This is a genomic window from Streptomyces corynorhini (assembly GCF_003346515.1).
Classification (GTDB): Bacteria; Actinomycetota; Actinomycetes; order Streptomycetales; family Streptomycetaceae; genus Streptomyces; species Streptomyces corynorhini.
Genome location: NZ_QQNA01000246.1, coordinates 19,263 through 42,040, shown reverse-complemented (window position 1 = coordinate 42,040; position 22,778 = coordinate 19,263). Strand labels below are relative to the sequence as shown.

General features: G+C 74.2%; 14 protein-coding genes and 2 pseudogenes. 6 read left to right on the top strand and 10 right to left on the bottom strand.

Going from position 1 to position 22,778, the window contains the following annotated elements; translation table 11 throughout:
* The first annotated feature begins 123 nt into the window (after positions 1-123).
* Positions 124-657: a hypothetical protein gene (locus DVH02_RS26865; RefSeq protein WP_233518485.1), complete on the top strand. Its 534-nt coding sequence runs from the start codon at positions 124-126 to the stop codon at positions 655-657.
* A gap of 31 nt (positions 658-688) precedes the next feature.
* Here the strand turns inward: DVH02_RS26865 and DVH02_RS26860 are convergent, their stop codons facing one another.
* From DVH02_RS26860 to DVH02_RS37260, 5 genes and pseudogenes are all read right to left on the bottom strand, one after another.
* Positions 689-1,489: an ABC transporter permease gene (locus DVH02_RS26860; RefSeq protein ID WP_114626440.1), complete on the bottom strand. Its 801-nt coding sequence runs from the start codon at positions 1,487-1,489 to the stop codon at positions 689-691.
* Positions 1,477-2,538 (bottom strand): ATP-binding cassette domain-containing protein, encoded by a 1,062-nt coding sequence (locus DVH02_RS26855; RefSeq protein ID WP_114626439.1) that lies wholly within the window; start codon positions 2,536-2,538, stop codon positions 1,477-1,479. The genes DVH02_RS26860 and DVH02_RS26855 overlap by 13 nt, the downstream gene beginning before the upstream one ends.
* Positions 2,539-2,600: 62 nt before the next feature.
* Positions 2,601-2,807 (bottom strand): MbtH family protein, encoded by a 207-nt coding sequence (locus DVH02_RS26850; protein ID WP_114626438.1) that lies wholly within the window; start codon positions 2,805-2,807, stop codon positions 2,601-2,603.
* Positions 2,804-8,671: pseudogene (locus tag DVH02_RS26845) on the bottom strand (amino acid adenylation domain-containing protein); the annotation flags it as partial. The gene DVH02_RS26850 and the pseudogene DVH02_RS26845, both read right to left, overlap by 4 nt.
* A 102-nt stretch (positions 8,672-8,773) precedes the next feature.
* Positions 8,774-10,147 (bottom strand): annotated as a pseudogene (locus DVH02_RS37260) (condensation domain-containing protein); the annotation flags it as partial.
* Between the two features lie 233 nt (positions 10,148-10,380).
* On the opposite strand from DVH02_RS37260, the gene DVH02_RS26840 reads away from it, so the two are divergent.
* Positions 10,381-10,671 (top strand): hypothetical protein, encoded by a 291-nt coding sequence (locus DVH02_RS26840; RefSeq protein ID WP_233518483.1) that lies wholly within the window; start codon positions 10,381-10,383, stop codon positions 10,669-10,671.
* A 111-nt stretch (positions 10,672-10,782) separates the two neighbouring features.
* On the opposite strand, the gene DVH02_RS26835 is transcribed toward DVH02_RS26840, so the two are convergent.
* From DVH02_RS26835 to DVH02_RS26825, 3 genes are all read right to left on the bottom strand, one after another.
* On the bottom strand, positions 10,783-14,004 hold the full coding sequence (locus tag DVH02_RS26835) for an alpha-L-rhamnosidase (RefSeq protein WP_114626435.1): 3,222 nt from the start codon (positions 14,002-14,004) through the stop codon (positions 10,783-10,785).
* 306 nt (positions 14,005-14,310) lie between these two features.
* Positions 14,311-16,320, bottom strand: a complete 2,010-nt coding sequence (locus tag DVH02_RS26830) for a cellulase family glycosylhydrolase (protein WP_114626463.1) — start codon at positions 16,318-16,320, stop codon at positions 14,311-14,313.
* A 128-nt stretch (positions 16,321-16,448) separates the two neighbouring features.
* The gene (locus DVH02_RS26825) at positions 16,449-17,450 is read right to left on the bottom strand and encodes a helix-turn-helix transcriptional regulator (protein ID WP_114626434.1); all 1,002 of its coding nucleotides are present in this window, start codon (positions 17,448-17,450) and stop codon (positions 16,449-16,451) included.
* A 107-nt stretch (positions 17,451-17,557) separates the two neighbouring features.
* On the opposite strand from DVH02_RS26825, the gene DVH02_RS26820 reads away from it, so the two are divergent.
* Positions 17,558-18,151 (top strand): DinB family protein, encoded by a 594-nt coding sequence (locus DVH02_RS26820; protein ID WP_114626462.1) that lies wholly within the window; start codon positions 17,558-17,560, stop codon positions 18,149-18,151.
* A gap of 213 nt (positions 18,152-18,364) precedes the next feature.
* Entirely contained in the window at positions 18,365-19,465 is a 1,101-nt protein-coding gene (locus DVH02_RS26815; protein WP_114626433.1) for a winged helix DNA-binding domain-containing protein, read from the top strand.
* A gap of 324 nt (positions 19,466-19,789) precedes the next feature.
* Here DVH02_RS26815 and DVH02_RS26810 read toward each other — a convergent pair whose 3' ends face one another.
* On the bottom strand, positions 19,790-21,229 hold the full coding sequence (locus tag DVH02_RS26810; RefSeq protein WP_199566425.1) for a dihydrolipoyl dehydrogenase family protein: 1,440 nt from the start codon (positions 21,227-21,229) through the stop codon (positions 19,790-19,792).
* A gap of 173 nt (positions 21,230-21,402) precedes the next feature.
* Between DVH02_RS26810 and trxA the strand changes: the two genes are divergently transcribed.
* The gene (gene trxA, locus DVH02_RS26805; protein WP_114626432.1) at positions 21,403-21,801 is read left to right on the top strand and encodes a thioredoxin; all 399 of its coding nucleotides are present in this window, start codon (positions 21,403-21,405) and stop codon (positions 21,799-21,801) included.
* Between the two features lie 13 nt (positions 21,802-21,814).
* Here the strand turns inward: trxA and DVH02_RS26800 are convergent, their stop codons facing one another.
* Positions 21,815-22,084: a hypothetical protein gene (locus DVH02_RS26800; RefSeq protein WP_114626431.1), complete on the bottom strand. Its 270-nt coding sequence runs from the start codon at positions 22,082-22,084 to the stop codon at positions 21,815-21,817.
* A 206-nt stretch (positions 22,085-22,290) separates the two neighbouring features.
* Here DVH02_RS26800 and DVH02_RS26795 point away from each other — a divergent pair, with 206 nt between their 5' ends.
* Positions 22,291-22,770, top strand: a complete 480-nt coding sequence (locus DVH02_RS26795) for a type II toxin-antitoxin system PemK/MazF family toxin (protein WP_114626430.1) — start codon at positions 22,291-22,293, stop codon at positions 22,768-22,770.
* The last annotated feature ends 8 nt before the right edge of the window (positions 22,771-22,778 follow it).

The window sequence follows — 22,778 nt, the reverse complement described above, 5'->3', positions numbered from 1 at the left end:
GGGCGGCGGCCGGTGGAGTCTAGTGGGGCGTACGGCCGTGGCCGGTGCGCGGTCGTCGCGAGACCGTCACCGCGCGGCAGCGAGCCGGCGGCCGCTCAGAGGCCCTCACCCCCGGGAGCCGTGATGTCAGCAGTCAACTCCGGCGCGGAGCCGGGTCCGCCGACCGGTCCTGGGCCCGGCGCGCCCTCCGGTTCCAGCCGGACCCTGCGCGTGCTGCGCGCCCTGGCGCGGCTGGTGGCAGCGGCCGCGCTCGCCTGGGACGCGTATCTGCACGCGCATCTCGCCGACCGGTACGACGCGGTCTCCGGGAGCATCGGCCAGGGCGACCTCTTCCGGATCGAAGCGGGCCTGGCCGCGCTCGCGGCGCTGCTGGTGCTGGCCTGGCGCCGGGTGCCGGGCGACCTGTTCGCCTGGCTCGTCGCCACGGGCGGCCTGGCGCTGCTGCTGATCTACCGATGTGTCGATGTGGGGACCCTGGGCCCCTTCCCCGACATGTACGAGCCCCACTGGTACCGGGACAAGCGGCTGGCCGTCGTCGCGCAGGCGATCGCCGTTCTCGCCACCATCTTCCTGCTGCTCACCCCGGTGCGCCGGGCCCGAAGACGCGGCGCGCACGCGGCAGGACGGAGACGAGGACGCGCGCGCGGGACCGGCTGACCTCCGCGCGCGGCGGCGGCACGGGCCGTGCTCACCCGACCGTGACGGCCCGGAAGCGGCGCAGGGCGAGCAGCATGAACGCGGCCGTGATGGCGGCGGCGGAGAGCAGCGCGTAGGGCAGCGCGTGGACGACGGGCCAGGCGTCGCCGACCGGGATGCCGCCCGGGGGCGGGTTGCCGAAGAGGCGGCGTACGGCGGTGGCGACGGCCGAGATCGGGTTCCACTCCGCGACGGTACGGAGCGGACCGGGCATCGTCGCCGTGGAGACGAAGGACGACGAGACGAAGGTGACCGGGAAGAGCCAGATGAGGCCCGCGCTCTGCGCGACCTCGACGCTGCGCGCCATCAGCCCGATGGTGGCGCCCACCCAGGACATGGCGAACGCGAAGAGGAGGATGAGCAGATAGGCGGCCAGGGCCTCGCCGAGAGTCCCGGCGATGCGCCACCCCACCAGCAGCCCGCACAGGGAGGTGACCACCAGGGTGACGGTACTCATGATCAGGTCGGAGAGGGTCCGGCCGAGGATCACCGCCATACGCGGCATGGGCAGGGAGCGGAAGCGGTCCACGATGCCCTTGTCCATGTCGTGGGCCAGTCCCAGCGCGGTGAACGCCGCGTTGAAGGTGACGGCCTGGGCGAAGATCCCTCCCATCAGGAAGGTGCGGTAGTCGCCTCCCCCCAGGCTGCCGCCGAAGACATAGGCGAGCAGCAGGACGAACATCACGGGCTGGACCAGGGCGGCGATCACCGATCCCGGGGTGCGCCGCAGATTGAGCAGATTGCGCCAGGCGATGATGGACGCGTCGCGCGCCACCCGGTTCACGGACGCCATGCCGTCTCCTCGTCCGAACGGGTGCCGGCGGCGGGGACCGCGGCGAGGGTCAGTGTGTGCGGGTCGGTGTCCGCTCCGGCGGGGGCGGGCGCCGCCGGGGCGGTCTCCTGGCCGGTGAGGGCGAGGAAGGCGTCGTCCAGGGTGGGCGGGGCCAGCTCCACCTCCCGTACGGCGATCTGTTCCCTCCGCAGCCTGCCGAGCGCGTATTCGAGGGTCTCGGCGCCGTGGTCGGTCGTGACGGTGAAGCGTCCGGTGCGCCGGTCGAGGTCCGGTACGTGGGCGCCCAGGGAGCCGAGCACCTCGTACGCTCGGGAGCGGGCCGACGGGTCGGGGACGGTCAGCGCGAGCCGCTCGCCGCCGACGCGCGCCTTCAGTTCGGCGGCGGAGCCCCGGGCGATCACCCGGCCGCTGTCGATCACGAGAATGGAGTCGGCGAGTTGGTCGGCCTCCTCCAGGTACTGCGTGGTCAGCAGGACGGTGGTGCCCGTGTCCACCAGCTCCCTGATGGACGCCCAGGTGTCGGACCTGCCCCGGGGGTCGAGACCGGTGGTCGGTTCGTCCAGGACGACGACGGAGGGCCTGGCGACCAGCGCGCCCGCCAGGTCCAGCCGACGGCGCATGCCGCCGGAGAAGGTACCGCTGAGCCGGTCGGCGGCCTCCTCCAGCCGGAAGCGGCCGAGGAGTTCACCGGCGCGCCGCCGGGCGGCCCGGCGGCTCATGCCGTACAGCCTGCCGACCAGATACAGGTTCTCCCGGCCGGTGAGCTTCTCGTCGACGGCCGCGTACTGGCCGGAGAGCCCGAGGTTGGCCCGTACGCTCTCCGGGTCGTCGAGGACGTCGTGCCCGGCCACCCAGGCCCGCCCTGCGTCCGGCCGCAGCAGGGTGGACAGCACGCGTACGGTCGTGGTCTTGCCCGCGCCGTTGGGGCCGAGAACGCCCAGCACGGTGCCGGCCGGTGCCTCCAGGTCGACGCCCGCCAGGGCCTGTTTGTCGCCGAATCTCTTGGTGAGCCCTTCGGCGCGTATCGCCACAGGGTGCTGAGCCGTCATCGTTGCCTCTCGTCGGCCACGCGGGCCGGTCGGACGTGCGGGCAAGGCCGTGCGCGTGGGGGTCAGCCCACGGTCACGCGGGCGCTCCTGGGCGTCAGGTCGGTCCAGTTGCGGTCCACGTACTCCAGGCACGCCGCCTGGTCGGCCGGGCCGAAGACCTCGTCCCAGCCGGCCGGGACGTCCGCGAAGGAGGGCCACAGGGCGTGCTGGTCCTCGGCGTTGACCACGACGCGGTGCTGGGTCCTGGGGTCGTCGAAGGGGTTCGTCATGAGGGGTCTCCTGGTGCGGTGGGGTGGATGGCGCGCAGGGCGGCGGCCACGGTGGTACCGATCCGCTCCCTGGCGGCCGGCTGCATCATCTGGGCGTGGGCGCACGCCACGTCGTGGTTCTCGATGTGGCCGTCGATGTACGGCGCCCACAGGCCGGTCCCGAAGGTGTCGTCGGGACGGTCCTCGGTGGCGGTGAAGAAGAGCACGGGGCCGTGGAACGTACGAGGGGTGTACGCCCGCATCAGCCGGGACTGGCCGGCGAAGTTGTCGACCATCGCGTCGATGGTGACGGTTTCCAGCGAGCCCAGCGGGCTGCCGATCCGGCGGAACTCGTCGCGCACGGACGCCGCGTCGACCGCGCCGGTGCTCTCCAGCGCCTCGGCGTCCACGCCGAGGTTGGTGAGCAGGGCGCGGAAGACGGTGTCGCGTCCCGCGCTGTCCAGGTCGTCCAGCGGGGGCAGCGGGAAGGCGTCGAGGATGGCGAGCAGGGCGACCCGCTCACCGGCCTCCTGGAGCTGGACGGCGACCTCCTGGACGACGTTGCCGCCGAAGGACCAGCCGAGCAGGTGGTAGGGGCCGTGCGGCTGGACCGTGCGCAGCTCCTCGACGTAGACGGCGGCCATGGCCTCGATGGAGGTGGGGAAGGGCGAGGTGCCGTCGAGGTTCGGGGTCTGGAGTCCGTACACGGGCTGGTCACTGTCCAGGTGCGGCAGCAGCCCGCCGTAGGGCCAGGCCAGTCCGCCGGCCGGGTGGACGCAGAACAGCGGCGGCCGGTCGCCGGAGGTGCGCAGCGGCAGCAGGGTGGCGAGCGCGTTGTCGGCGGCGCCGTCCAGCAGCCGGTCCGCGAGCGCGGCGACGGTGGGTGCCTCGAAGAGCGTGCGGATGGACACGTCGACGCCCAGTGCCGTACGGATGCGGCCGATGAGCCGGGTGGCGAGCATCGAGTGGCCGCCGAGCGCGAAGAAGTCCTCGTCGATCATGACCTGTTCGACGTCGAGCACCTCGGCGAACAGGGTGCACAGGACGTCCTCGCGCGGGCCCCGGGGCGCGCGGCCCGACGCGCCGGTCCGGGCGGGGCCGGGGTCGGGCAGGGCCCGGCGGTCCAGTTTGCCGCTGGGGGTGAGCGGGATCCGGTCGAGGATCCGCCAGCCGGCCGGGACCATGTAGGCGGGCAGCAGCCGGGCCGCGTGGCCGCGTACGGCGTCCAGGGCGTCCCTGTCGCCCCTGTCGCCCCTGTCGCCCCTGTCGCCCCTGTCGTCCCTGTCGTGCGGACCGTCACTGCCGTCCCGGTGGTCACCGCCGTCGCCGTCGCCGTCCCGGGCGTGGCCGTCGGCCAGGACGAGATACGCGGTCAGCCGGGCCTCGGCCCCTTCGGCACCCTGGGCGACGACCACCGCCTGGGCGACACCGGGGTGCTCGGCGAGGACGGCGGCCGTCTCGTCGGGTTCGACACGGAAGCCCCTGATCTTGAGCTGGCCGTCGGAGCGTCCGGTGAACTCCAGGGCGCCGTCGGCGGCGCGCCGCGCGCGGTCGCCCGTGCGGTACATCCGGGCGCCGGCGGGGCCGTACGGATCGGGCGCGAAGGCGGCGGCGGTCTCGGCCGGTCTGCCGTGGTAACCCAGGGCGAGGCTGTCGCCTGCGAGGTAGAGGTCGCCCTCGACACCCGTGGGCACCGGGCGCAGTGCCGCGTCGAGGAGGTAGGCGCGGGTGCCGGTGACCGGGGCGCCCAGGACGGGGCGGTGCGCCGCGCCGTGGGGCGCGCCGATGGGCGCCTCCAGGGTGTCGACGGTGGCCTCGGTGGGGCCGTAGAAGTTCCAGCAGCGCACCCCGGTGGCGGCCCGCAGTTCGGTCCAGAGCGCGGCGGGCACGGCCTCGCCGCCGAGGACGAGTACGGCCGGGCGGTGTGGTGCGTCCTCGCGCAGCAGGCCGAGGTCCAGGAGCTGGCGTACGTGGGTCGGGGTGGTCTCCAGGACGTCGAGGCCGCGGTCGCGGACGCACGCCACGAGGGCTTCCGGGTCGCGCCGGGTGAGGTCGTCCAGGACGTGCAGGTGGTGACCGTCGATCATCCAGAGCACCGGATCCCAGGACGCGTCGAAGGACAGCGCGGCCGTCAGGGCGACATCGAGGCGCTTGCCGCCGTCGGCGGCGTCCCTGACGGCGGGGGCGAAGACGTGCTGGCGGTGGTGGTCGAGCAGCCGGGCCAGCGAGCGGTGGCCGACCAGGACGCCCTTGGGACGGCCGGTCGAGCCGGAGGTGTGCAGCAGGTACGCGGCGTCGCCCGGGACGGGCCGGGCCGGGAGGCCGTCCGGGGCGCCGCACTCCAGCGTCCTGGCGGTCGCGTCGCCGTCCAGGACCAGTTGGGGTACCGGGCCGGGGATCCGGTCGCCGGTGGCGCGCGCGGTGACGACCAGCCGGGGACGCGCGTCGTCCAGGACCGCTTCGATCCGGCCGTCGGGCAGGGACGCGTCGAGGGGGGCGTAGACGGCGCCCGCCTTCAGCACGCCGAGGAGAGCGACGACGGAGTCGGTGGAGCGGGGCAGCAGGACGGCCACCCGTTCGCCGCGGCGCACGCCGGTCGCCGCGAGGAGCGCGGCGAGCCGGTCGGAGCGTACGTCCAGCTCCGGGAAGGAGAGCCGGCCGTCGGGCGCGGTGACCGCGATGTCGCGGCTGCGGGCCTCCCGCACGGTCCTGGCGAACCGGTCGAGGACCGTACCCGGATCGCCCGCGCCCGGTCCGCCGTCGCCGAGGGCGAGAAGGCGGCTCTCCTCGGCGGGGCCGACCAGGGTCAGCGCCGAGAGCGGGGTGTCGGGCCCGGTGACGGCGAGACGCACCAGCCGGGTGAACCAGTCGGCGATCCGCCGGGCCGTGGCCTCGTCGAAGAGGTCGGCGCCGAACTCCAGGGTGGCGTCGAGGACGGTGGAGCCGTCCGCGCCGTCGGGCCGCTCGGTGAAGCTGAAGGAGAGGTCGAACTTGGCTCCCCCGGTCTCCACCCCGCCGAGTTCGGCGTGCAGGCCCGGCAGGTCGAGCCGGGGCGCCCGGTTGTTGTTGAGGGTCAGCATCACCTGGAAGAGCGGGTGGCGGGCGAGGGACCTGGTGGGCTGAAGCTCCTCCACGAGCCGCTCGAAGGGCAGTTCCTGGTGGGCGTAGGCCGCCAGGTCGGCGTCGCGGATCCGCCGTACCAATTCGGCGAAGTCGGGGGCGCCTGAGGTGTCGGCGCGCAGGACGAGGGTGTTGACGAAGAAGCCGACCATTTCGGTGAGGCTCTCGTCGGTGCGGCCGGCGACCGGGGTGCCGATCGCGAGGTCGTCCCCGGCGCCGAGCCTGGTCATGAGGGCGGCGAGGGCGGCGTGCAGCACCATGAAGGAGCTGGCGCCGCTGTCGCCCGCCAGGGCGGCGAGCGCCCGGTGGGTGGCCGCGTCGAGGCGTACGGGGACGGTGCCGCCCTGTCCCGAGGGCCGGGCGGGGCGGGGCCGGTCGGCGGGGAAGGTGATCTCGGGCGGGAGGCCGTCGAGTACGGCGGCCCAGTGGGTGAGCCGGCGCCGGGCGAGGCTGTCCGGGGCGTCCGGGTCGCCCAGCAGGGCGCGCTGCCAGATCGCGAAGTCGGCGTACTGGACGGTGAGCGGCTCGCGGTCCGGGGCGGCGCCCCGGCGGCGGGCGGCGTACGCGTCGGACAGGTCGCGCATCAGCGGGCCCATCGACCAGCCGTCGGCGGCTATGTGATGGATCGTCAGGATCAGGATCCACTCACCGTGGTCCACGGAGAACAGCTGGGCGCGCACGGGTATGTCGCGGTCGAGGGCGAAGGGCCGGTCGTCGGGGCGCACCGGGGTGCCTGCCGTGGCGACCGCCATCCGCAGCGTGAGCCGGGCGTCCTCCGGTGGCAGGACGCGCTGGTGGGGGCCGTCCTCGTCCTCGGCGAAGACGGTACGCAGGCTCTCGTGCCGCCGTACCAGGTCCTCCAGGGCGGCGGCCAGGGCGGTGCGGTCGAGCCGTCCCGTCAGGCGCAGCGCGATGGGCAGGTGGTAGGCGGGGCCCGCCTCGCCCATCCGTTCCAGCAGCCACAGCCGCTGCTGGCCGAAGGAGAGCGGTACGCGGGCGGGGCGCGGCTCGACCGCGGCGACCGGCGCCCTGGCGGGTGACGCGGTGTCCAGGAGGGCGGTCAGGGCCGCCGGGGTGGGGGTCTCGAACAGCGCCCGGATCGGCACCTCGGCGCCGAAGGCGGCGCGGATCAGGCTGACCAGCCGCGTCGCCAGCAGGGAGTGGCCGCCGAGCGCGAAGAAGCTGTCGTCCCGGCCGACCCGCTCCAGGCCCAGGCATTCGGCGAACAGCGCGCACATGCGCTCCTCGCGCGGGGTGCGCGCCTCGGCGCCGGAGGCGGCGAAGGGCAGCGCCTCGGGGAGCCGGTCGGTGTCGAGTTTGCCGTGCGCGGTGAGCGGGAGGCGCTCGACGGTGGCGTAGGCGGTGGGCACCATGTGTTCGGGGAGCAGCGCGGCGAGCGCGTCCCGTATCCGTGCCGGGTCGGCGGGCTCGTGCGGCTCCCGCGTCACGAGGTAGGCGGCGAGCCGTTCGACGCCCTCCGCCGGGGTGGTCAGCGCCACGGCGGCCTCGCTGACGCCGGGCAGGGTGCGCAGCGCGGCCTCGATCTCGCCGGTCTCCACCCGGTGGCCCCTGACCTTGATCTGCCGGTCGACGCGGCCGAGGAACTCCAGCGTGCCGCTCCCGCTCCAGCGCGCCAGGTCGCCGGTGCGGTACATCCGGGCGCCGGGCGGGCCGAACGGGTCGGGCAGGAAGCGTTCGGCGGTCAGTCCCGGCCGTCCCGAGTAGCCGCGCGCCACGCCCTCGCCTGACAGGTACAGCTCGCCGGCGGTGCCCTGGGGCAGCGGGTGCAGCGCGGGGTCGAGCACATAGGCCCCGGCGCCGCTGACGGGCCGTCCGATGGCGGGGAAGGGGCCGGTGACGCGGGTGGTGACCGCGTCGACCGTGGTCTCGGTGGGGCCGTAGAAGTTGTAGACGAGCAGTTCGGGGCGGTCGGCCAGCTCGTGCCAGAGCGCGTCGTCGACGGCCTCGCCGCCGAGGGCGATCACCCGGGGGCGGTGCCCGGTGCCGGTGAGCAGCCCCGCCGTGAGGAGTTGGCGCAGATGGGTGGGGGTGGTCTCGACGGCGTCGACGCGCTGTTCGGCGAGGAAGGCCACGAGCGCCTCGGGGTCTCTTCTCGTGGTGTCGTCGACGATGTGCAGTTCGTGGCCCTCGGCCATCCACAGGACCGGGTCCCAGGAGGCGTCGAAGGAGGTGGGGGCGGTCAGGGCGACCCGCAGCCTGCGTCCGAGCGCGTGCTGGGCCTGCGCGTGGGCCTCCTGGCGGTGGTGGTCGAGGAGGTTGCTGAGCGAACGGTGCTCCACGACCACGCCCTTGGGGCGGCCGGTGGAGCCGGAGGTGTAGATGACGTACGCGGCGTCGTGGGCGCCCGGCAGGGCCGGGGAGCCGGTCGCGGCGGCGGGCGCCGACGGTGTGTCCGCCGGGTCGATCAGCGGCAGGCGCCCGGCCGGGTCCAGCAGCGGCGCGGTGGCGTCGGTGGCGACCAGGGCGACCGGCCGGGAGTCCTCGATCATGTACGCGATCCGGTCGGCGGGGTACGCGGGGTCGACCGGGAGGTAGGCGGCTCCGGTCCGCATGACGGCGAGCATCGCGACGATCAGGTCCGTGGAGCGCGGGAGTCCGACGGCGACGCGGGTGCCGGGGCGGGCGCCGCGCGCGGCGAGTACGGCGGCGAGCGCGGTCACCCGCTCGTCCATCCGCGCGAAGGTCAGCCGGGAGTCGCCGGAGACCACGGCGGTCGCGTCGGGGGTCAGGGCGGCCTGCCGGGCGAGCTGGGTGGGCAGGGGCGCGGAGGGTTCGGCCGGTTCGGCGCCGGGCGTGTCGCGGGGTGCGCCGCCCGCGCCGAGGCCGATGACGTGGTGCCGCTCGTCGTCGCCGATGATCCGCAGCGAACCGACGGGGCTCTCGGGGTCGTCGACGAACGCGTCGATCAGCCGGCGCAGCCGGGTGTGGTGGCGGGCCAGCTGTTCGGGCGTGTACAGGGCGGGGTTGCCGAGGAGGTCGACGCGCAGCGCGCCGTCGGAGTACGAGGCGTGGACGGCGAGCACCAGGTCGTCCACGGGGCCGACGGACAGGTTGCGCACGGTGGCGGAGGCGGCGCCGAAGCGCAGCGTGTCGTCGAAGGCCAGGACGTTGACGGCCGGTCCGGTCAGCCGGTCGCGTACTCCGGCGAGCCCCTGGTCGCGGCGGAGGCTCTCGGCCGGGTAGCGCTGGTGGCGCAGCACCTGCCGGGCGCGCGCCGAGGCGCGCTTGGCGACGTCGCGCACCCGGTCGGACGGCGATATCTCCAGGTCCAGCGGGAGGATGGTGGAGAGCATGCTCGGGGTGGCGCGGGCGAGGGGGGTACGGCGGCCGGTCACGGGGAGTCCGAGGACGACCCGGCCGAGGCCCCGGTCGCGGTGCAGGTAGACGGCCATGGCCGCCATGAAGAGGGTGGGCCAGGCGACACCGGCCGTCTTGGCGGCGGCGCGCAGCCGGTCGGCGCCGTCGGCGTCCATCGCGCCCCGCGCGAGGTGGCAGGCGTGGCCGGGCGCGGCCGTGCCGTCGGCCAGTCCGGCCGGGGCGGGGGCGCCCGCGCTCGTCCCGCTCCAGAACCGGCGGTCCGCCAGCCGCTGTTCGGAGTCCTGGTAGGCCAGGTCCTCGGCGACGAGGGGCCCGAGGGGCGCCGGGGCGGCGGCGATCGGCTCGTGCGGCGCCTCGGCCAGCCGGGTGTAGACCTCGGCGATGCGGGTCAGCGCGAGGGCCGCTCCGTAGCCGTCCAGCGCGAGATGGTGCACCTGCTGGTGGAAGAGGTGCCGGTCGTCGGCCAGCCGGTACAGCGTGGTCAGGACGAGAGGACCGGTGGACGTGTCGGCGGGTTCGGCGAGGACCGCCTCCATCCGGGTCAGCGCCTCGCCGTGCGGGTCCGCGTGGCCGGAGAGGTCGACCAGCGGCAGCGCGACGGCGCCGTCGGCGTGGACCGTCTGGAAAGGAACGCCGTCGCGTTCGCCGAACGTGAGCCGCATGGCCTCGGTCTCACCGGCGACCAGGAGGAACGCCTTCTCCAGCAGAGCGGGATCCAGCGGGCCCCGGACGTCGGCGTACTCGGCAACGTTGTACGCGGGATTCTCCGGGTCGAGTTTCCTGGCGAACCACAGGCCCCTTTGGGCCGCGGTCAGCGGGAGTTCCTTCGTCGGGGTCCTGTCGTGCTCTACGTCGTCGGTCACGCGTATCCACCTCAATGCGGCTCGGGGCGCAATCGACATCGCCTCAATTGCGCTCACGGGAAACAGTTCGGAGGCACGGCCCCAGCGGATTGGCCATGTGACCCAGGACACAGAAATGGAGCTGACATTCCCTCAATTCACACGGGAGCGAATATGCGAAAAGAGACGTGCGTCACACATCGTGCTCAGGACCAAACGATCCGTCAGTCCGCTCCGAAGGCAGGGGCAGACACCATTCCGCCGTGTCCACGACACTTGGAGAGCCCTTGAACATGCCTGTTTCCCTCAAGCGCTGGGGCGCCGCGACCGTCACCGCGGGGATCGTGCTGATATCGGGCGCCGCGAGCGCGTCGGCCGCCGACGGCCGGACCACGGCCTCGGCGACCCAGCAGACACGGACCACGACCGCTTCCCCGCTCGCCGGTTCCTACCGGGGCATTCAGGGGGCGAATTTCTGTCTGCTGGCCCGCTGCACGGTCGGCGACTCCGGTCCCGGCACGGGTCCCAGCAATACCCAGGGGATCAATTTCTGTCTGCTGGCCCTGTGCACGATACGTCCCTGAAAACGATCGGGTGGCCCGGCAGGACTGGTACGTCCGGCCGGGCCACCCGGTATTTCCCCGCTTACGGAGCGGGCGCGCCACACCCCGTGGCGGAATCACACGTCGGCGGAATCACGCGGTGAAATGATGCCTTCCCGCGCCCGCGGCGAAAACCGCGCAACCGTCCTCCATCCGCAGGAATTTCGTACGGCCGTGGCCGACCTTCCTGACGTCCGTCGCCGCTATCCACACCTCGGCCGTGGTGTTGGCGGGGAGGGACACCGTGAGATCGAATCCCTTCGCCCCGGTCTGCCACCGGGTGGTGACCGGCCCGTGGACCGAGTCGAAGCGGCCCTCGGCCCGGGTCACCCCGCCGCCGGGCCGGGGCCGTACGGTGATCTCGCGGAAGCCCGGCCCGCGCGGCGCGATGCCGGCGATGTTCGCGTACATCCACTCCCCGACCGAGCCGTACGCGTAGTGGTTGAACGAGTTCATCCCGGCGTCCTGGAAGCCGCCGTCGGGGGTGATGGAGTCCCAGCGCTCCCACATCGTCGTGGCGCCCCGGTCGATCTGGTAGCCCCAGCTGGGGAAGGTGCGCTGGAGCAGCAGCCGGTAGGCGACATCGGTGTGGCCGGTGTCGGTGAGGACGGGCAGCAGCCGGGGCGTGCCGAGGAAACCCGTCGACAGATGCCAGTCCTTGGCCTTGATCAGCTCCACCAGACGGCCGGCGGCGGGCGCGCGGTCGGCGTCGGCCAGCAGATCCATCGACAGGGCCAGTACGTAGCCGGTCTGGGTGTCCCCCTTGATCCGGGCGCCCGGTGAGACGTACGCGGCGCGGAAGGCGTCGCGGACCCGCCCGAACAGGGTCCGGTACGGCGCCGGGTCCTTGCCCAGCACCTCGGCGGTCCGGGCGACGAGATCGGCGCTGTGCGCGAAGTAGGCGGTGCCGATCAGGTCCTTGGGCGTCTCGTCCTGGATGTTGAGCCAGTCGCCGAAGCCCTCGTCCGGGCGGAGCAGGCCGTCGCTGTGGCGTTCCAGGTAGCCGAGCCACTTCACCATCGACTCCCAGGCGTCCTCCAGCACCCGGGTGTCCCCGTACGCCCGGTACAGCGCCCAGGGGACGGTGACCCCGGCGTCGCCCCAGCCCGCCGCGCCGCCGCCCATCGCGCCGACCTCCGGCGCCACGTGGGGGAAGGCGCCGTCGGACGACTGGCCGTCGCGCAGGTCCCACAGCCACTTGGTGAGGAAGCGCGCCGACTCCATGGTGTAGGCGGCGGTCGGGGCGAAGACGTTGATGTCCCCGGTCCAGCCCAGCCGTTCGTCGCGGGCGGGGGTGTCGGTGGGCACCGAGAGGAAGTTGCCCCGCTGGCCCCATGTGATGTTGCCGTGCAGCTGGTTGAGCATCGGGACGTTCGTTTTGAAGTCCATGGTGAACGGCGCCGAGGTGTGGATGACCCGCCCCACGACCGCGTCGCGCGAAGGACGCCCCGGATAGCCCGTCACCTCGACGTAGCGGAAGCCGTGGAAGGTGAAGCGGGGCTCGTACGTCTCCTGGCCGCCGCCCTTGAGGGTGTAGGTGTCGGTGGCGCGGGCGGAGCGCAGGTTGGCGGTGTAGAGGGTGCCGTCGGGGTTGAGCACCTCGGCGTGGCGCAGCCGTACGGTGGTACCGGCGGCGCCGGTGACCTTGAGCCGGACCGTGCCGACCATGTTCTGGCCGAGGTCGAGGACGAAGACCCCGGGCTTCGGCTCGGTGATCTTCTCGACGGTGAGTTCGCTCTCCACGCGCGAGGGCCCGTCGACCGCCGCGACCAGGGCGATGTCCACCGGGGGCCGCGGCTCGGCCGCGCTCCAGCCGGTCGCGTCGTATCCGGCGCGCGTCCATCCGGCGGTCTCCAGCCGGGCGTCGTACGCCTCCCCCATCAGCAGGTCGGCGTCGGTGACCGGGGACGCCCCGGCGCGCCAGTCGCCGTCCGAGACGATCCGCTGCGTCGTGCCGTCGGTGTAGGTGACCTCCAACTGGGCCAGCAGCGCGGGCCGTTCTCCGTACTGGTGCGGACCGAACATGCCGACGCTGCCGGCGTACCAGCCGGCGGCGAGGGTGACACCGAGGGCGTTGGCGCCGGGGGCGAGCAGGCCGGTGACGTCGTACGTCTGGTGCTGCGCCCGCTTGCGGTAGTCGGTCCAGCCGGGGGCCAGCCGGTCCTCGCCGACGCGCTGCCCGTTGAGGTGCGCGTCGTACACACCGAGGGCCGTGGCGTAGAGCCGGGCCCGTGCCACGGTCTTGCGCGGCAGCCGGAACTCCCGGCGCAGCTGCGCGGCGGGCGCGGACGAGACCGCCACCTTGCCCCAGGGACCGGCGCCCCACCGCGCGAGCGTCTTGGCGGCGGACCACGCGGCGTCGTCGAATCCGGTGGACTTCCAGTCGCCGGACGGTTCCTGATCGGCCGTCACCCAGCCGTCGCCGGTGGCGGAGGTGCGGATCCCGCCGGGAGTCGTCAGCTCCAGCAGGCCCAGCAGTCCGGCCGGGCTGACGGTGGCGTTGGTGGCCGCGACGGCGATCACGTTGGCGCCGGGGCGCAGCAGCGCGGTCACGTCCACGAGGGCGGGGTGGCGCCAGTTCTCGGCGGGGCCGTCGGCGTCGGCGTGCGCGACGCGGACCCCGTTGACGTAGGCGGTGTAGCCGTCGTCGGCGGTCATCACCAGCCGGGCCCGGCTGACATCCGGCTCCACGTCGACCCGGCCGCGGAACCAGCGGGTGGCCGCGGGCGCCTCGACCGCGGGGTCCCCCTCGGGGAACCAGATCCAGGCGGCGCTGTCGAGCGCGGGCGTTCCGACGAGGGAGGCGGGTGCGGCGATCCAGCGCGCGGTCCAGTCCGCGGCGCCGGTGAGCCCGGTCTCCCACCAGGACGGCGCGCTCCAGTCGGAGACCTCGCCGTCGGCGCCCCAGACGCGCACGGACCAGTGGTAGCGGGTACGGGACGTGAGCGCGGGTCCGCCGTACGGGACCAGGGTCGAGTCGGGCGACACCACCTTGCCGCTGTCCCAGACGTCCGGCTTGCCGAGCCGCCCCGGGTCGGTGGCGACCCTGATCCGGTAGGCGCTCTGCGTCTGGCCGGGGTGGGCGGACACGACGGGCCAACTCATCCTGGGGCGCGGTGTGTCGAGGCCGAGTGGCCGGCTGACGTACTCGACCGTCGGCGAGGTGACCCGTACGGCGGACCCGGCCGCCCGGCCGCCGTCGTGGGCTCCGCCTCCCGGCTCCCGGGCCAGCGCGGCGGCCGGGCCGGGTCCTGCGACCACGGCCGCGCCCACAGCCGTGGCGGTGGTACCGAGCAGTCGTCTTCTGCTGATCACAATGCGGCTCCGATACGACTCGACAGTGAATCGTTTCACTTCGGTGAAAGTAGGGAGGCGCCTGAGGTGTGTCAAGGGTCCGGGACGCACGGGACGGCGCCGGATTTTTTCCGAGTACGCGGCATTGACGCGGCCGTCGGCGCGGGCTTAACGTCCCTGGACGTGTGGCCTGTTGAAACCTTTCATGTCCGGCGGGGGCCACCACCGACGGGCACGTCGGTGCCGCTTGAGGACAGCGCCCCGTCGGCGGAGCCGCGCCCGCCCGACGACCGACAGCCGACGACCGCGCCGAGGTACGGGATCACGTCACGGGGAGGCGGGAAAGCCCGCCCCCGCCACCCACGCGGCGAGTTCGCGCCGCGCGGCCTCGCGCAGCTCCGCCGAGGGAGCGGCCGTGCCGTCCGCGACCAGCGCGTAGTGCCGGGTGCCCGCCGCGTCCGAGGCCGCCGGGGCGGAGAGCAGCAGGCGCCGCGCGTCGGTGGTGCCGGGCTCGACGGCGGTGGCGACGGGATGGTCCGCCGTCTCACCGCGCGCGGTGTACTCGGGCGGCCCGGTGACGGCGCCGAGGTCGGAGACGACCGTGACCGATGACGCGGTGAACCCGCTCGGCAGATGCAGCTGCGTCGGCGCGCGGGTGGCGCCCTCGGAGCGCCACACCAGCACGCCGTACCGCCCACCGCCCACCAGGCGGGCGGTGCTGGGCATGGTGCCGGGGATCCGGTTCCAGCTCAGGGTGGTGCCACCGTCCCGGGAGCGGTCCTCGTAGGAGAAGGCGAGGGTACGGCCCGCCACGGCGCCCGGGTAGAGCCGGTCGAGCAGCCGGGCGTCCTGGCGCAGCACGGCCCGGCCCGAGGAGTCGAGCGCGACGGCGGACAGGTCCTCGTCGTTCCAGGCGTCGCCCGCCGTGCGGATCTTGCCGGTGTTGCCGTTCATCGCCTCGCGGTGGCGACCGCTGTAGAGGTCCCACTGCCACTGCGTGGCCGAGAGCACGGGCCCCGAGCGGGCCGGTGCGCCCCACCAGGCCGCTCCCGGCAGCCGGCTGTCGAGCGCCTGGTACATCGCCTTGTCGACGGTGGGCGCCTTGTCCGAGGTGTATCCGCTCAGCGGGTGGCCGAACTCGCTGACGATCGCCGGGGTGCCGAGCGCCGTGGCGCGGTCGCGGACCGTACCGAAGTCCGCGCTGTACCGGCCGTCCTCGGCCTTGCCCCACATGAAGATCCCGGAGATGGCCTTCTGGTCGTAGAAGTGGGTGTTGAAGACGTGGCGCCCGCCGAGGGTGCCCGCGTCGAGGAGGCCGCCCTCCTGCCGCGCGAGGTCGAGATTGGCGTTCCAGAACATGTTGGGTTCGGCGAACAGCGGCTTGTCGCGCCAGCCCGCCAGGTCCATCCGGGCCCGGAACCGGGCGTAGAACGGCAGCAGCACGTCCCGTTCCCAGCCGCGGCTGTTCTGTCCCGCGGTGTACTCGCCCGCGTACGGTTCGTTGTACGGGTCGAAGCCGACGATCCCGGCGAACCGGTCGGCGGTGAGGCGCCCCGCGAGATGGGCCATGGTCCGCTGCGCGGTGTCGAGAAAGGCGTCCTGGACGGCCACGGAGCGGACGCCGGTGTCCGTGGTGACGGTGAGGACGCGGTTGTGCCAGAAGTCCCGGGTGGCGTTCTTGACGGCCTGGTTCTGGGTGATGTTCTGGCCCCACAGGACGCAGACGCCACAGGATTCGACGGGGTACCCGCCCGCCTCGACGGCCCACCGGGGCGCGCCGTCCCCCGTGTACCAGCTGTCCCGGTGGAACAGGTGCCGGGAGAAGAGGTCCTGGTGGAAGTCGGGGAACACCCGCAGTCCGGCGTCGAGGAGCGCCTCGATCTGGTCGGTGGCACGGTCCAGATAGCCGGTGTCGACCTTCCCCGGTTCGGGTTCGGCGTGGGCCCAGGACAGCAGGAAGCGCACCGCGTTCCCGCCGGTCAGGGAGCGCAGTGCGGCGGCCGAGGCGCGGGCGTCCGCCGTGTCGGCGAAGGGCAGACCGCCGTTCTCCGCCAGCTTGGTCTCGCCGGAGACGTTGAAGCCGCGCAGGACGACCTCGCGCCCGTGGCCGTCGGTGAAGCGGCTGCCGTCGGCGGTGACCCCGGTGGCCGTCGCGCCGTCGAACCACAGCGGCGCGCCGTCGGCCGCCTCGGCGGGCGGGCCGCCGACGGCGCCCGCCGCCAGCAGCGCGAGGGCGGCGGCGCACCGTACGCCCCGTCGGCCCCGGGCCCGCGGCCCGGCCGGTCGCCGTATCCGTAACCGCCGTCGCGCACCGCGCACCGCCGCCACTTTCGCCATGTACACCACACTGAAGTACTTACTGACGAGTAGTCAATCCCCTTGCGGCGCAGGGGACTTGGTCGCTCCGGCAGTGACCTTCGGCAGCCGGGGCCGTCCCGCCGACGGCCGCGCCCGCGCCCGCGCCCTCAATGCTCGTTCGGCGGGAGTCGCTCACCGCTCGCCGCGCGAGTGTAGCGACGGGCCAAGTCGGCGAAGGCGTCCTTGAGTTCGGCCGGGCCGACCACCTCGACGTCGGCGTGCAGGCCACCGACGGCGACGGCCAGGCCATGCCAGGACCACGAGCCCATCACGAGCCGGCAGCGGTCAGGGCCGAGTTCCTCGATGACCTCGCCGTGGGTGTAACGGGAGACGACGGCGGCGGGCAGAGCGAGGATCACCTCGCCCCGGCAGGGCCAGCCGCCCGGACCCGTCGCCCCCCGGAACCTCCCCGCGACGAAGGCGGCCACGTCGCCGCCCGGCACCTCGCGCGGGGAGAAGCGCGGCCCGGTGGGGGTGCGCGGGGTGATGCGGTCCGCGCGGAAGATGCGCCAGTCCTCCCGGTCGAGGTCCCAGGCGACCAGGTACCACCGCCCGCTCCAGGTGACGAGATGGTGCGGTTGCGCCCGGCGCCAGGGCAGTCGCGCCGCGCCGTCACCGGACGCCGTCAGCGGGGAGGCAGGCGGGTAGTCGAACCGCAGCACCTCGCGGGCGTGGACGGCGGCGCTGAGCGCCATGAGCACCCCGTTGTCCAGCCGGGTGTCCCGCTGCTCGACGGCGGTGACCTGGACGGTGTCGATGCGATGGCGCAGCCGGGCGGGCATGACCTGCCGGACGGTGTTCAGCGCGCGGGCCGCCGCCTCCCCGATACCGCCGGTGGTGGTGGCGATCCGCAGGGCCACGGCGAGCGCGACGGCCTGCTCGTCGTCGAAGAGCAGCGGGGGCAGCTCAGCTCCTGCGTCGAGGCGGTACCCGCCGTCCGGGCCCTTGACGGCCACCACGGGGTAGCCAAGCTCGCGCAGCCGGTCGACGTCGCGGCGCACCGTACGCGGGCTGACGTCCAGCCGCTCGGCCAGCAGCGCTCCGGGCCAGTCCCGGCGGGCCTGGAGCAGCGAGAGCAGCGAGAGCAGTCGCGCGGAGGTTTTCGGCATGCCTCCATACTGCCCCGGGAAGAGGCCACAACCTGACCGCTTCTGCTGCGACTGTTCTTCCGTACGGCGCCTCGCACCGGACCTGGCGCACACCATTGGAAGGACCGATCCCTGTGACCACCACACCCGCCCCCACCACCGCCGGGCCCGCCCTCGACCCCGAGCGGGCCGATCTGATCGACGCGCTCGCGGCGGCCAGGACCGCCCTCACCGACACCGTCAAGGGGCTCAGCGACGAGCAGGGCGGCGAGCACCCGACGGTCAGCGCGCTGAGCCTGGGCGGAGTGATCAAGCATGTCGCCGCCGTCGAGGAGGGCTGGCTGCGCTTCGTGGTCGACGGCCCCTCGGCGATGCGCTTCGACCTGCCCGAGGGCGTCACCTGGGCCGACCTCGGCGGCGGTACCGCTCGGGAGTTCCCCCAGTGGGCCATCGACCACCAGAACAACCTGCGGATGCTGCCCGGCGAGACGCTGGCCGGGATCGTCGCGCGCTACGAGGAGGTCGCCGCCAGGAGCACGGAGATCATCGTCTCCGTACCCGACCTGTCGGTGACGCACCCGCTGCCGGAGGCGCCCTGGTTGCGGCCGGGAGAGGTGCGCAGCGTGCGCCGTGTGCTCACGCACGTCATCGCGGAGACCGCCCAGCACGCCGGGCACGCGGACATCCTGCGCGAGACGCTGGACGGTCACCAGGCGTCCTGATCACCGGCCCCGGCCGGGGCCGGTGATCCGCGAACAGAGCGGTCCGCGAGCAGAGGGGTCCGCGAGCAGAGGGGTCCGCGAGCAGAGGGGTCCGCGAAGAGATGAAGAGATGGGGAGCGACAGCGCCGTGAAGACACGCGAGCCGGGGCGGACCGGCGGGAGGGGGAGGCCCGAGCCACGGCGGGCCGGCGAGCGCGGGGCGGTGCTGCCGCGATGACCGTTCTCGGCAACCGGGCGCTGGGCCGCGCCGCGCTCGCCCGGCAGCTGCTGCTCGACCGCTCCGTCCTGCCGGTCCTGGACGCCGTCGCGCACCTCGGCGGTCTCCAGGCTCAGGAGCCGCAGGAACCGTTCGTCGGGCTCTGGTCGCGGCTGACCGCGTTCGATCCGGCGGCGCTCTCGGAGCTGCTGTCCGGGCGGCGCGTGGTGCGGACCCATCTGATGCGCCGCACGGTCCATCTCGTCACCGCCGACGACGCGCTGGCCTGGCGCTCCCGCCATGACGCCATGCTGCGCCAACGGGTGCTCGGCACCTACCGCGCCGAACTGGCCGGGGTGGACCTCGACGAACTCGCCGCGGCGGGCCGGGCGGTGATGGCCGACGGCGAACCGCGCTCGATGTCCGAGCTGGCCCGGACGGTCGAGGGACGCTGGCCCGCGCCGGGGCGGCGGGCGCTGGGCGAGATGCTGGTCGCCGCGCTCGTCCCGATGGCGCAGCTGCCGCCGCGCGGGCTGTGGCGGCGGAAGGCCGGGGTGCGCAACGTCCCGCTCGCGTCCTGGCTGGGGCGCGAGGTCGCCCCGCCGTCCCCGGACGGCTCCGATCCGGTGGGCCGGGCGCTGGTACGGCGCTATCTGGCCGCGTTCGGCCCGGCGGCCTCGGCCGATCTGCGCGCCTGGTGCGGGCTGGCCGGGCTGCCGGCCGCCGTGGCCGCGCTCCGTCCTGAGCTGGTGGCCTTCCGGGACGAGCGGGGCCGGGAGCTGCTGGACCTCCCGGACGCGCCCCGCCCCGATCCGGACACGCCCGCCCCGGTACGGTTCCTGCCCGCGTTCGACAACGCGATCCTCGGCTACCAGGACCGGCGCCGGATCATCGACGACGAGCACCGGGGCCTGTCGGTCGCGGGCGCGCGCGTCGCCCTGGTCGACGGCCGGGTGGCCGCGACCTGGACCGTCGAGGACGGCACCGTGCGGGTCACACCGCTGCGCCGGTTCTCGCGGGCCGAGGACGACGCCGTGGCCGAGCAGGGGCGGGCGCTCGCGTCGTTCCTCTCCGACGGCGAGAGCGGGCGGGTACGGGTGGCCGACAGGGCCCGCTGAGCCGCACGGACACTCCCCGGGGGGCCTCAGCCGTCGCGCCGGGCCCGCGCCGGGCTCCCGCCCGCGTCCGTACGGTGGTGGAGCACCGATCGTCCGGACCGGCGGGGGTGCGACGGTACGGGCGTCGGGCAGGACCATGCGGCCGGTGGCCCTCACCGACCCGAGCCCCCGGCCGGTGAGGGCCACCGGCCGCATGGGGCTCTCCGGGGTGTCCTGCGGGGCGAGCGCGAGCGCCCGCGCCGGTCCCGGCAGCGCGCCCGGGGCCTCGGGCACCGCGGGCCGCCCGCCCCTGCCCCGGGCGGCCCGCCCGAGCGCGCCCGCGCGTCAGCCCCGGTACGTCTCCAGCAGCCGCAGCCACACCTCGCTGATCGTCGGGTAGGCGGGCACCGCGTGCCAGAGGCGGTCGATCGGCACCTCGCCGACCACCGCGACGGTGGCGGAGTGGAGCATCTCGCCGACGGCCGGGCCCGCGAAGGTGACGCCGAGGAGGGTTTCGGCGTCCAGGTCGACGATCATGCGGGCGTGGCCCCGGTAGCCGTCGGCGTAGAGGGCGGCGCCCGCGACTCCCGAGAGGTCGTAGTCGACGGCGCGCACCCGGTGGCCCGCCGCCTCGGCCTCGGCGAGGGTGAGGCCGACCGCGGCGATCTCGGGTTCGGTGAAGACGACCTGGGTGACGGCCCGGTGGTCGGCGGTGGCCGCGTGGGCGGTCCACGGGGCCGTGCCGAGCGCCTTGACGCCCCGGGCGCGGGCGGCGATGGAGGCGCCCGCCACCCGGGCCTGGTACTTGCCCTGATGGGTGAGGAGGGCGCGGTGGTTGACGTCCCCGACCGCGTAGAGCCAGTCGCTGCCCTCGACCCGGCAGCTGTCGTCGACGGTGAGCCAGGAGCCCGGCTCGAGACCGACGGTCTCAAGGCCGAGGTCGTCCGTGCGCGGGGCGCGGCCGGTGGCGAAGAGGACCTCGTCGGCCTCGACGCGCTCGCCGTCGCCGAGCACCACGGTCACCGGCCCGGTGGAGCCGTCCCGCTCGACGGCGGTGACGGAGACGCCCGTACGGACGGTGGCGCCCGCCTCGGTCAGCGACCGGGCGACCAGCTCACCCGCGAAGGGCTCCATCCGGGGGAGCAGGCCCTCGCCGCGCACCAGCAGGGTGACCTCGGCTCCCAGAGCGCGCCACGCCGTGGCCATCTCCACGCCGACCACTCCCCCGCCGACCACGACGAGCCGGCCGGGCACCCGCTGGGCGCTGGTCGCCTCGCGGCTGGTCCACGGCGCGGCGTCGGCGAGCCCCGGGAGTCCCGGCAGCACGGCCCGGCTGCCGGTGCACACGGCGACCGCGTGCCGGGCGGTCAGCAGCAGCTGTTCGCCGTCGGGCCCCGTGACGCTGACACGCCGGGGCCCCTCCAGCCGCCCGTGCCCCCGGTGGATCGCGGCGCCGATGCCGTCCAGCCAGGCGACCTGGCCGTCGTCCTTCCAGTGCGAGGTGAACGCGTCGCGGTTGCCGAGTACGGCCTTCGTGTCGAGCGGTCCCTGTACGGCGCCGCTCAGCCCCGGCACCCTGCGCGCCTCGGCGCGGGCGATGGCCGGGCGCAGCAGGGCCTTGCTGGGCATGCAGGCCCAGTACGAGCATTCGCCGCCGATCAGTTCGCTCTCCACGACGGCCGCGCTCAGACCGGCCGCCCTGACCCGGTCGGCGACGTTCTCGCCGACCGGTCCCGCGCCCAGCACCACGACGTCGTACTCAAGGGGTCCCGTCACATCTGTCATGGGGTCAGTCTGCTGGGCGGCACCCCGCATGGCCACACGATCTTCGGGCAGGGGCTCAGGACACGCCTCCGGACGTGCGGGTGGAATACGTCGGCGGCGACGGCCGTTGTCGCAGGCGGTTCACCCCCGAAGAGCCCGAGCAGAGCCCGAAGAGCAGGAAGAGGTAGCGGACCATGGCAACGGTGGAACTCACCAAGGAGAACTTCGACCGGACGGTGTCGGAGAACGACTTCATCCTGATCGACTTCTGGGCTTCCTGGTGCGGCCCCTGCCGCCAGTTCGCCCCGGTCTACGAGAAGGCGTCGGAGCGGCACGGCGATCTGGTCTTCGCGAAGGTGGACACGGAGGCGCAGCAGGAGCTGGCCGCCGCCTTCGACATCCGCTCGATCCCGACGCTGATGATCGTGCGGGACAACGTCGCGGTGTTCGCCCAGCCCGGCGCGTTGCCGGAGAGCGCTCTGGAGGACGTGATCGGGCAGGCCCGCGCGCTCGACATGGACGAGGTGCGCACGTCGGTGGCGGAGGCCGACGCGAAGAACCAGGCGGCCGGGGACGCCGGGAGTCCGGCCTGAGCGCCGCCGCGGATCAGGTGGCGGGCGCGGCGACGACGCGGACCGACAGGCCGTAGTCGATCTCCGCGCCGTCGACCAGCAGCGCTTCGACCGTGCGGGTCGCGGGGTCGATGTCCGCCTCCATGCCGTTGCCCGCGTAGCGCGGGTAGCCGGACTCCCCCGTCTCGCCCGTGGCCTCGACCACGGCGGAGCGCAGCGCGTGCGCCGAGGTGGGCGGGGTCTCGTCGGACTCGGTGAATCCGGCCACCAGCAGGATCTCGAAGCGTCGCGGAACGGTAGTCATGCCCCGACGCTAGCCACCGGCCGGTGGCCCCGCATGTCGCGGTGCCGAAAGCGAGGCGGAGGCCAGGCGGAAGCCCGGCGGAAGCCCGGCGGAAGCCCGGCGGAAGCCCCGGCCGCGAGCCGTGGCCCGAGCGGCGCCGGGAGGCTCCGGCCGCGGGACACGCCCCGCCATCCCGGCCGCGCGGTGCGGGATCTACCCTCTTGCGGATGACCTTCCTTTCCTCTGCCGGCAGCGGCAGCCGCGACAGTGACCATGAGCCCGACCTTCCCGGCCGCCGGGGCCCGAGCGCGACCACCGAGGCCGACCCCCGCGACGTGGGCCACGTCCGCACCTCGTACGCCCCGGAGCACGACGGCGACCCCGACCCCGGCGAGATCGTGTGGACCTGGGTGCCGTTCGAGGAGAACGACGGACGCGGCAAGGACCGTCCGGTGCTGGTGGTGGCCCGTGAGGCGGCCGGTACGGTGCTCGCCGTACAGCTCTCCAGCAAGCGCCACGACGCGGACCACGAGTGGGTGCCGATCGGCGTCGGGCCGTGGGACCGGGAGGGCCGCGAGTCCTGGGTGGACATCGACCGGGTGCTGCGGCTGCACGACGCGGGCATGCGGCGCGAGGCGTGTGCCCTGGACCGGGGACGGTTCGGCCTGGTGGTGAACCGGCTGCGGGAGCGCTACGGCTGGAGCTGACCGCCCCC

Excerpts from the sequence above, each read along its gene's own strand:
- DVH02_RS26865 (WP_233518485.1), top strand. The coding sequence starts at position 124 with ATGTCAGCAGTCAACTCCGGCGCGGAGCCGGGTCCGCCGACCGGTCCT.
- DVH02_RS26860 (WP_114626440.1), bottom strand. The coding sequence starts at position 1,489 with ATGGCGTCCGTGAACCGGGTGGCGCGCGACGCGTCCATCATCGCCTGG.
- DVH02_RS26855 (WP_114626439.1), bottom strand. The coding sequence starts at position 2,538 with ATGACGGCTCAGCACCCTGTGGCGATACGCGCCGAAGGGCTCACCAAG.
- DVH02_RS26850 (WP_114626438.1), bottom strand. The coding sequence starts at position 2,807 with ATGACGAACCCCTTCGACGACCCCAGGACCCAGCACCGCGTCGTGGTC.
- DVH02_RS26840 (WP_233518483.1), top strand. The coding sequence starts at position 10,381 with ATGCCTGTTTCCCTCAAGCGCTGGGGCGCCGCGACCGTCACCGCGGGG.
- DVH02_RS26830 (WP_114626463.1), bottom strand. The coding sequence starts at position 16,320 with ATGGCGAAAGTGGCGGCGGTGCGCGGTGCGCGACGGCGGTTACGGATA.
- DVH02_RS26825 (WP_114626434.1), bottom strand. The coding sequence starts at position 17,450 with ATGCCGAAAACCTCCGCGCGACTGCTCTCGCTGCTCTCGCTGCTCCAG.
- DVH02_RS26815 (WP_114626433.1), top strand. The coding sequence starts at position 18,365 with ATGACCGTTCTCGGCAACCGGGCGCTGGGCCGCGCCGCGCTCGCCCGG.
- DVH02_RS26810 (WP_199566425.1), bottom strand. The coding sequence starts at position 21,229 with ATGACAGATGTGACGGGACCCCTTGAGTACGACGTCGTGGTGCTGGGC.
- trxA (WP_114626432.1), top strand. The coding sequence starts at position 21,403 with ATGGCAACGGTGGAACTCACCAAGGAGAACTTCGACCGGACGGTGTCG.
- DVH02_RS26800 (WP_114626431.1), bottom strand. The coding sequence starts at position 22,084 with ATGACTACCGTTCCGCGACGCTTCGAGATCCTGCTGGTGGCCGGATTC.
- DVH02_RS26795 (WP_114626430.1), top strand. The coding sequence starts at position 22,291 with ATGACCTTCCTTTCCTCTGCCGGCAGCGGCAGCCGCGACAGTGACCAT.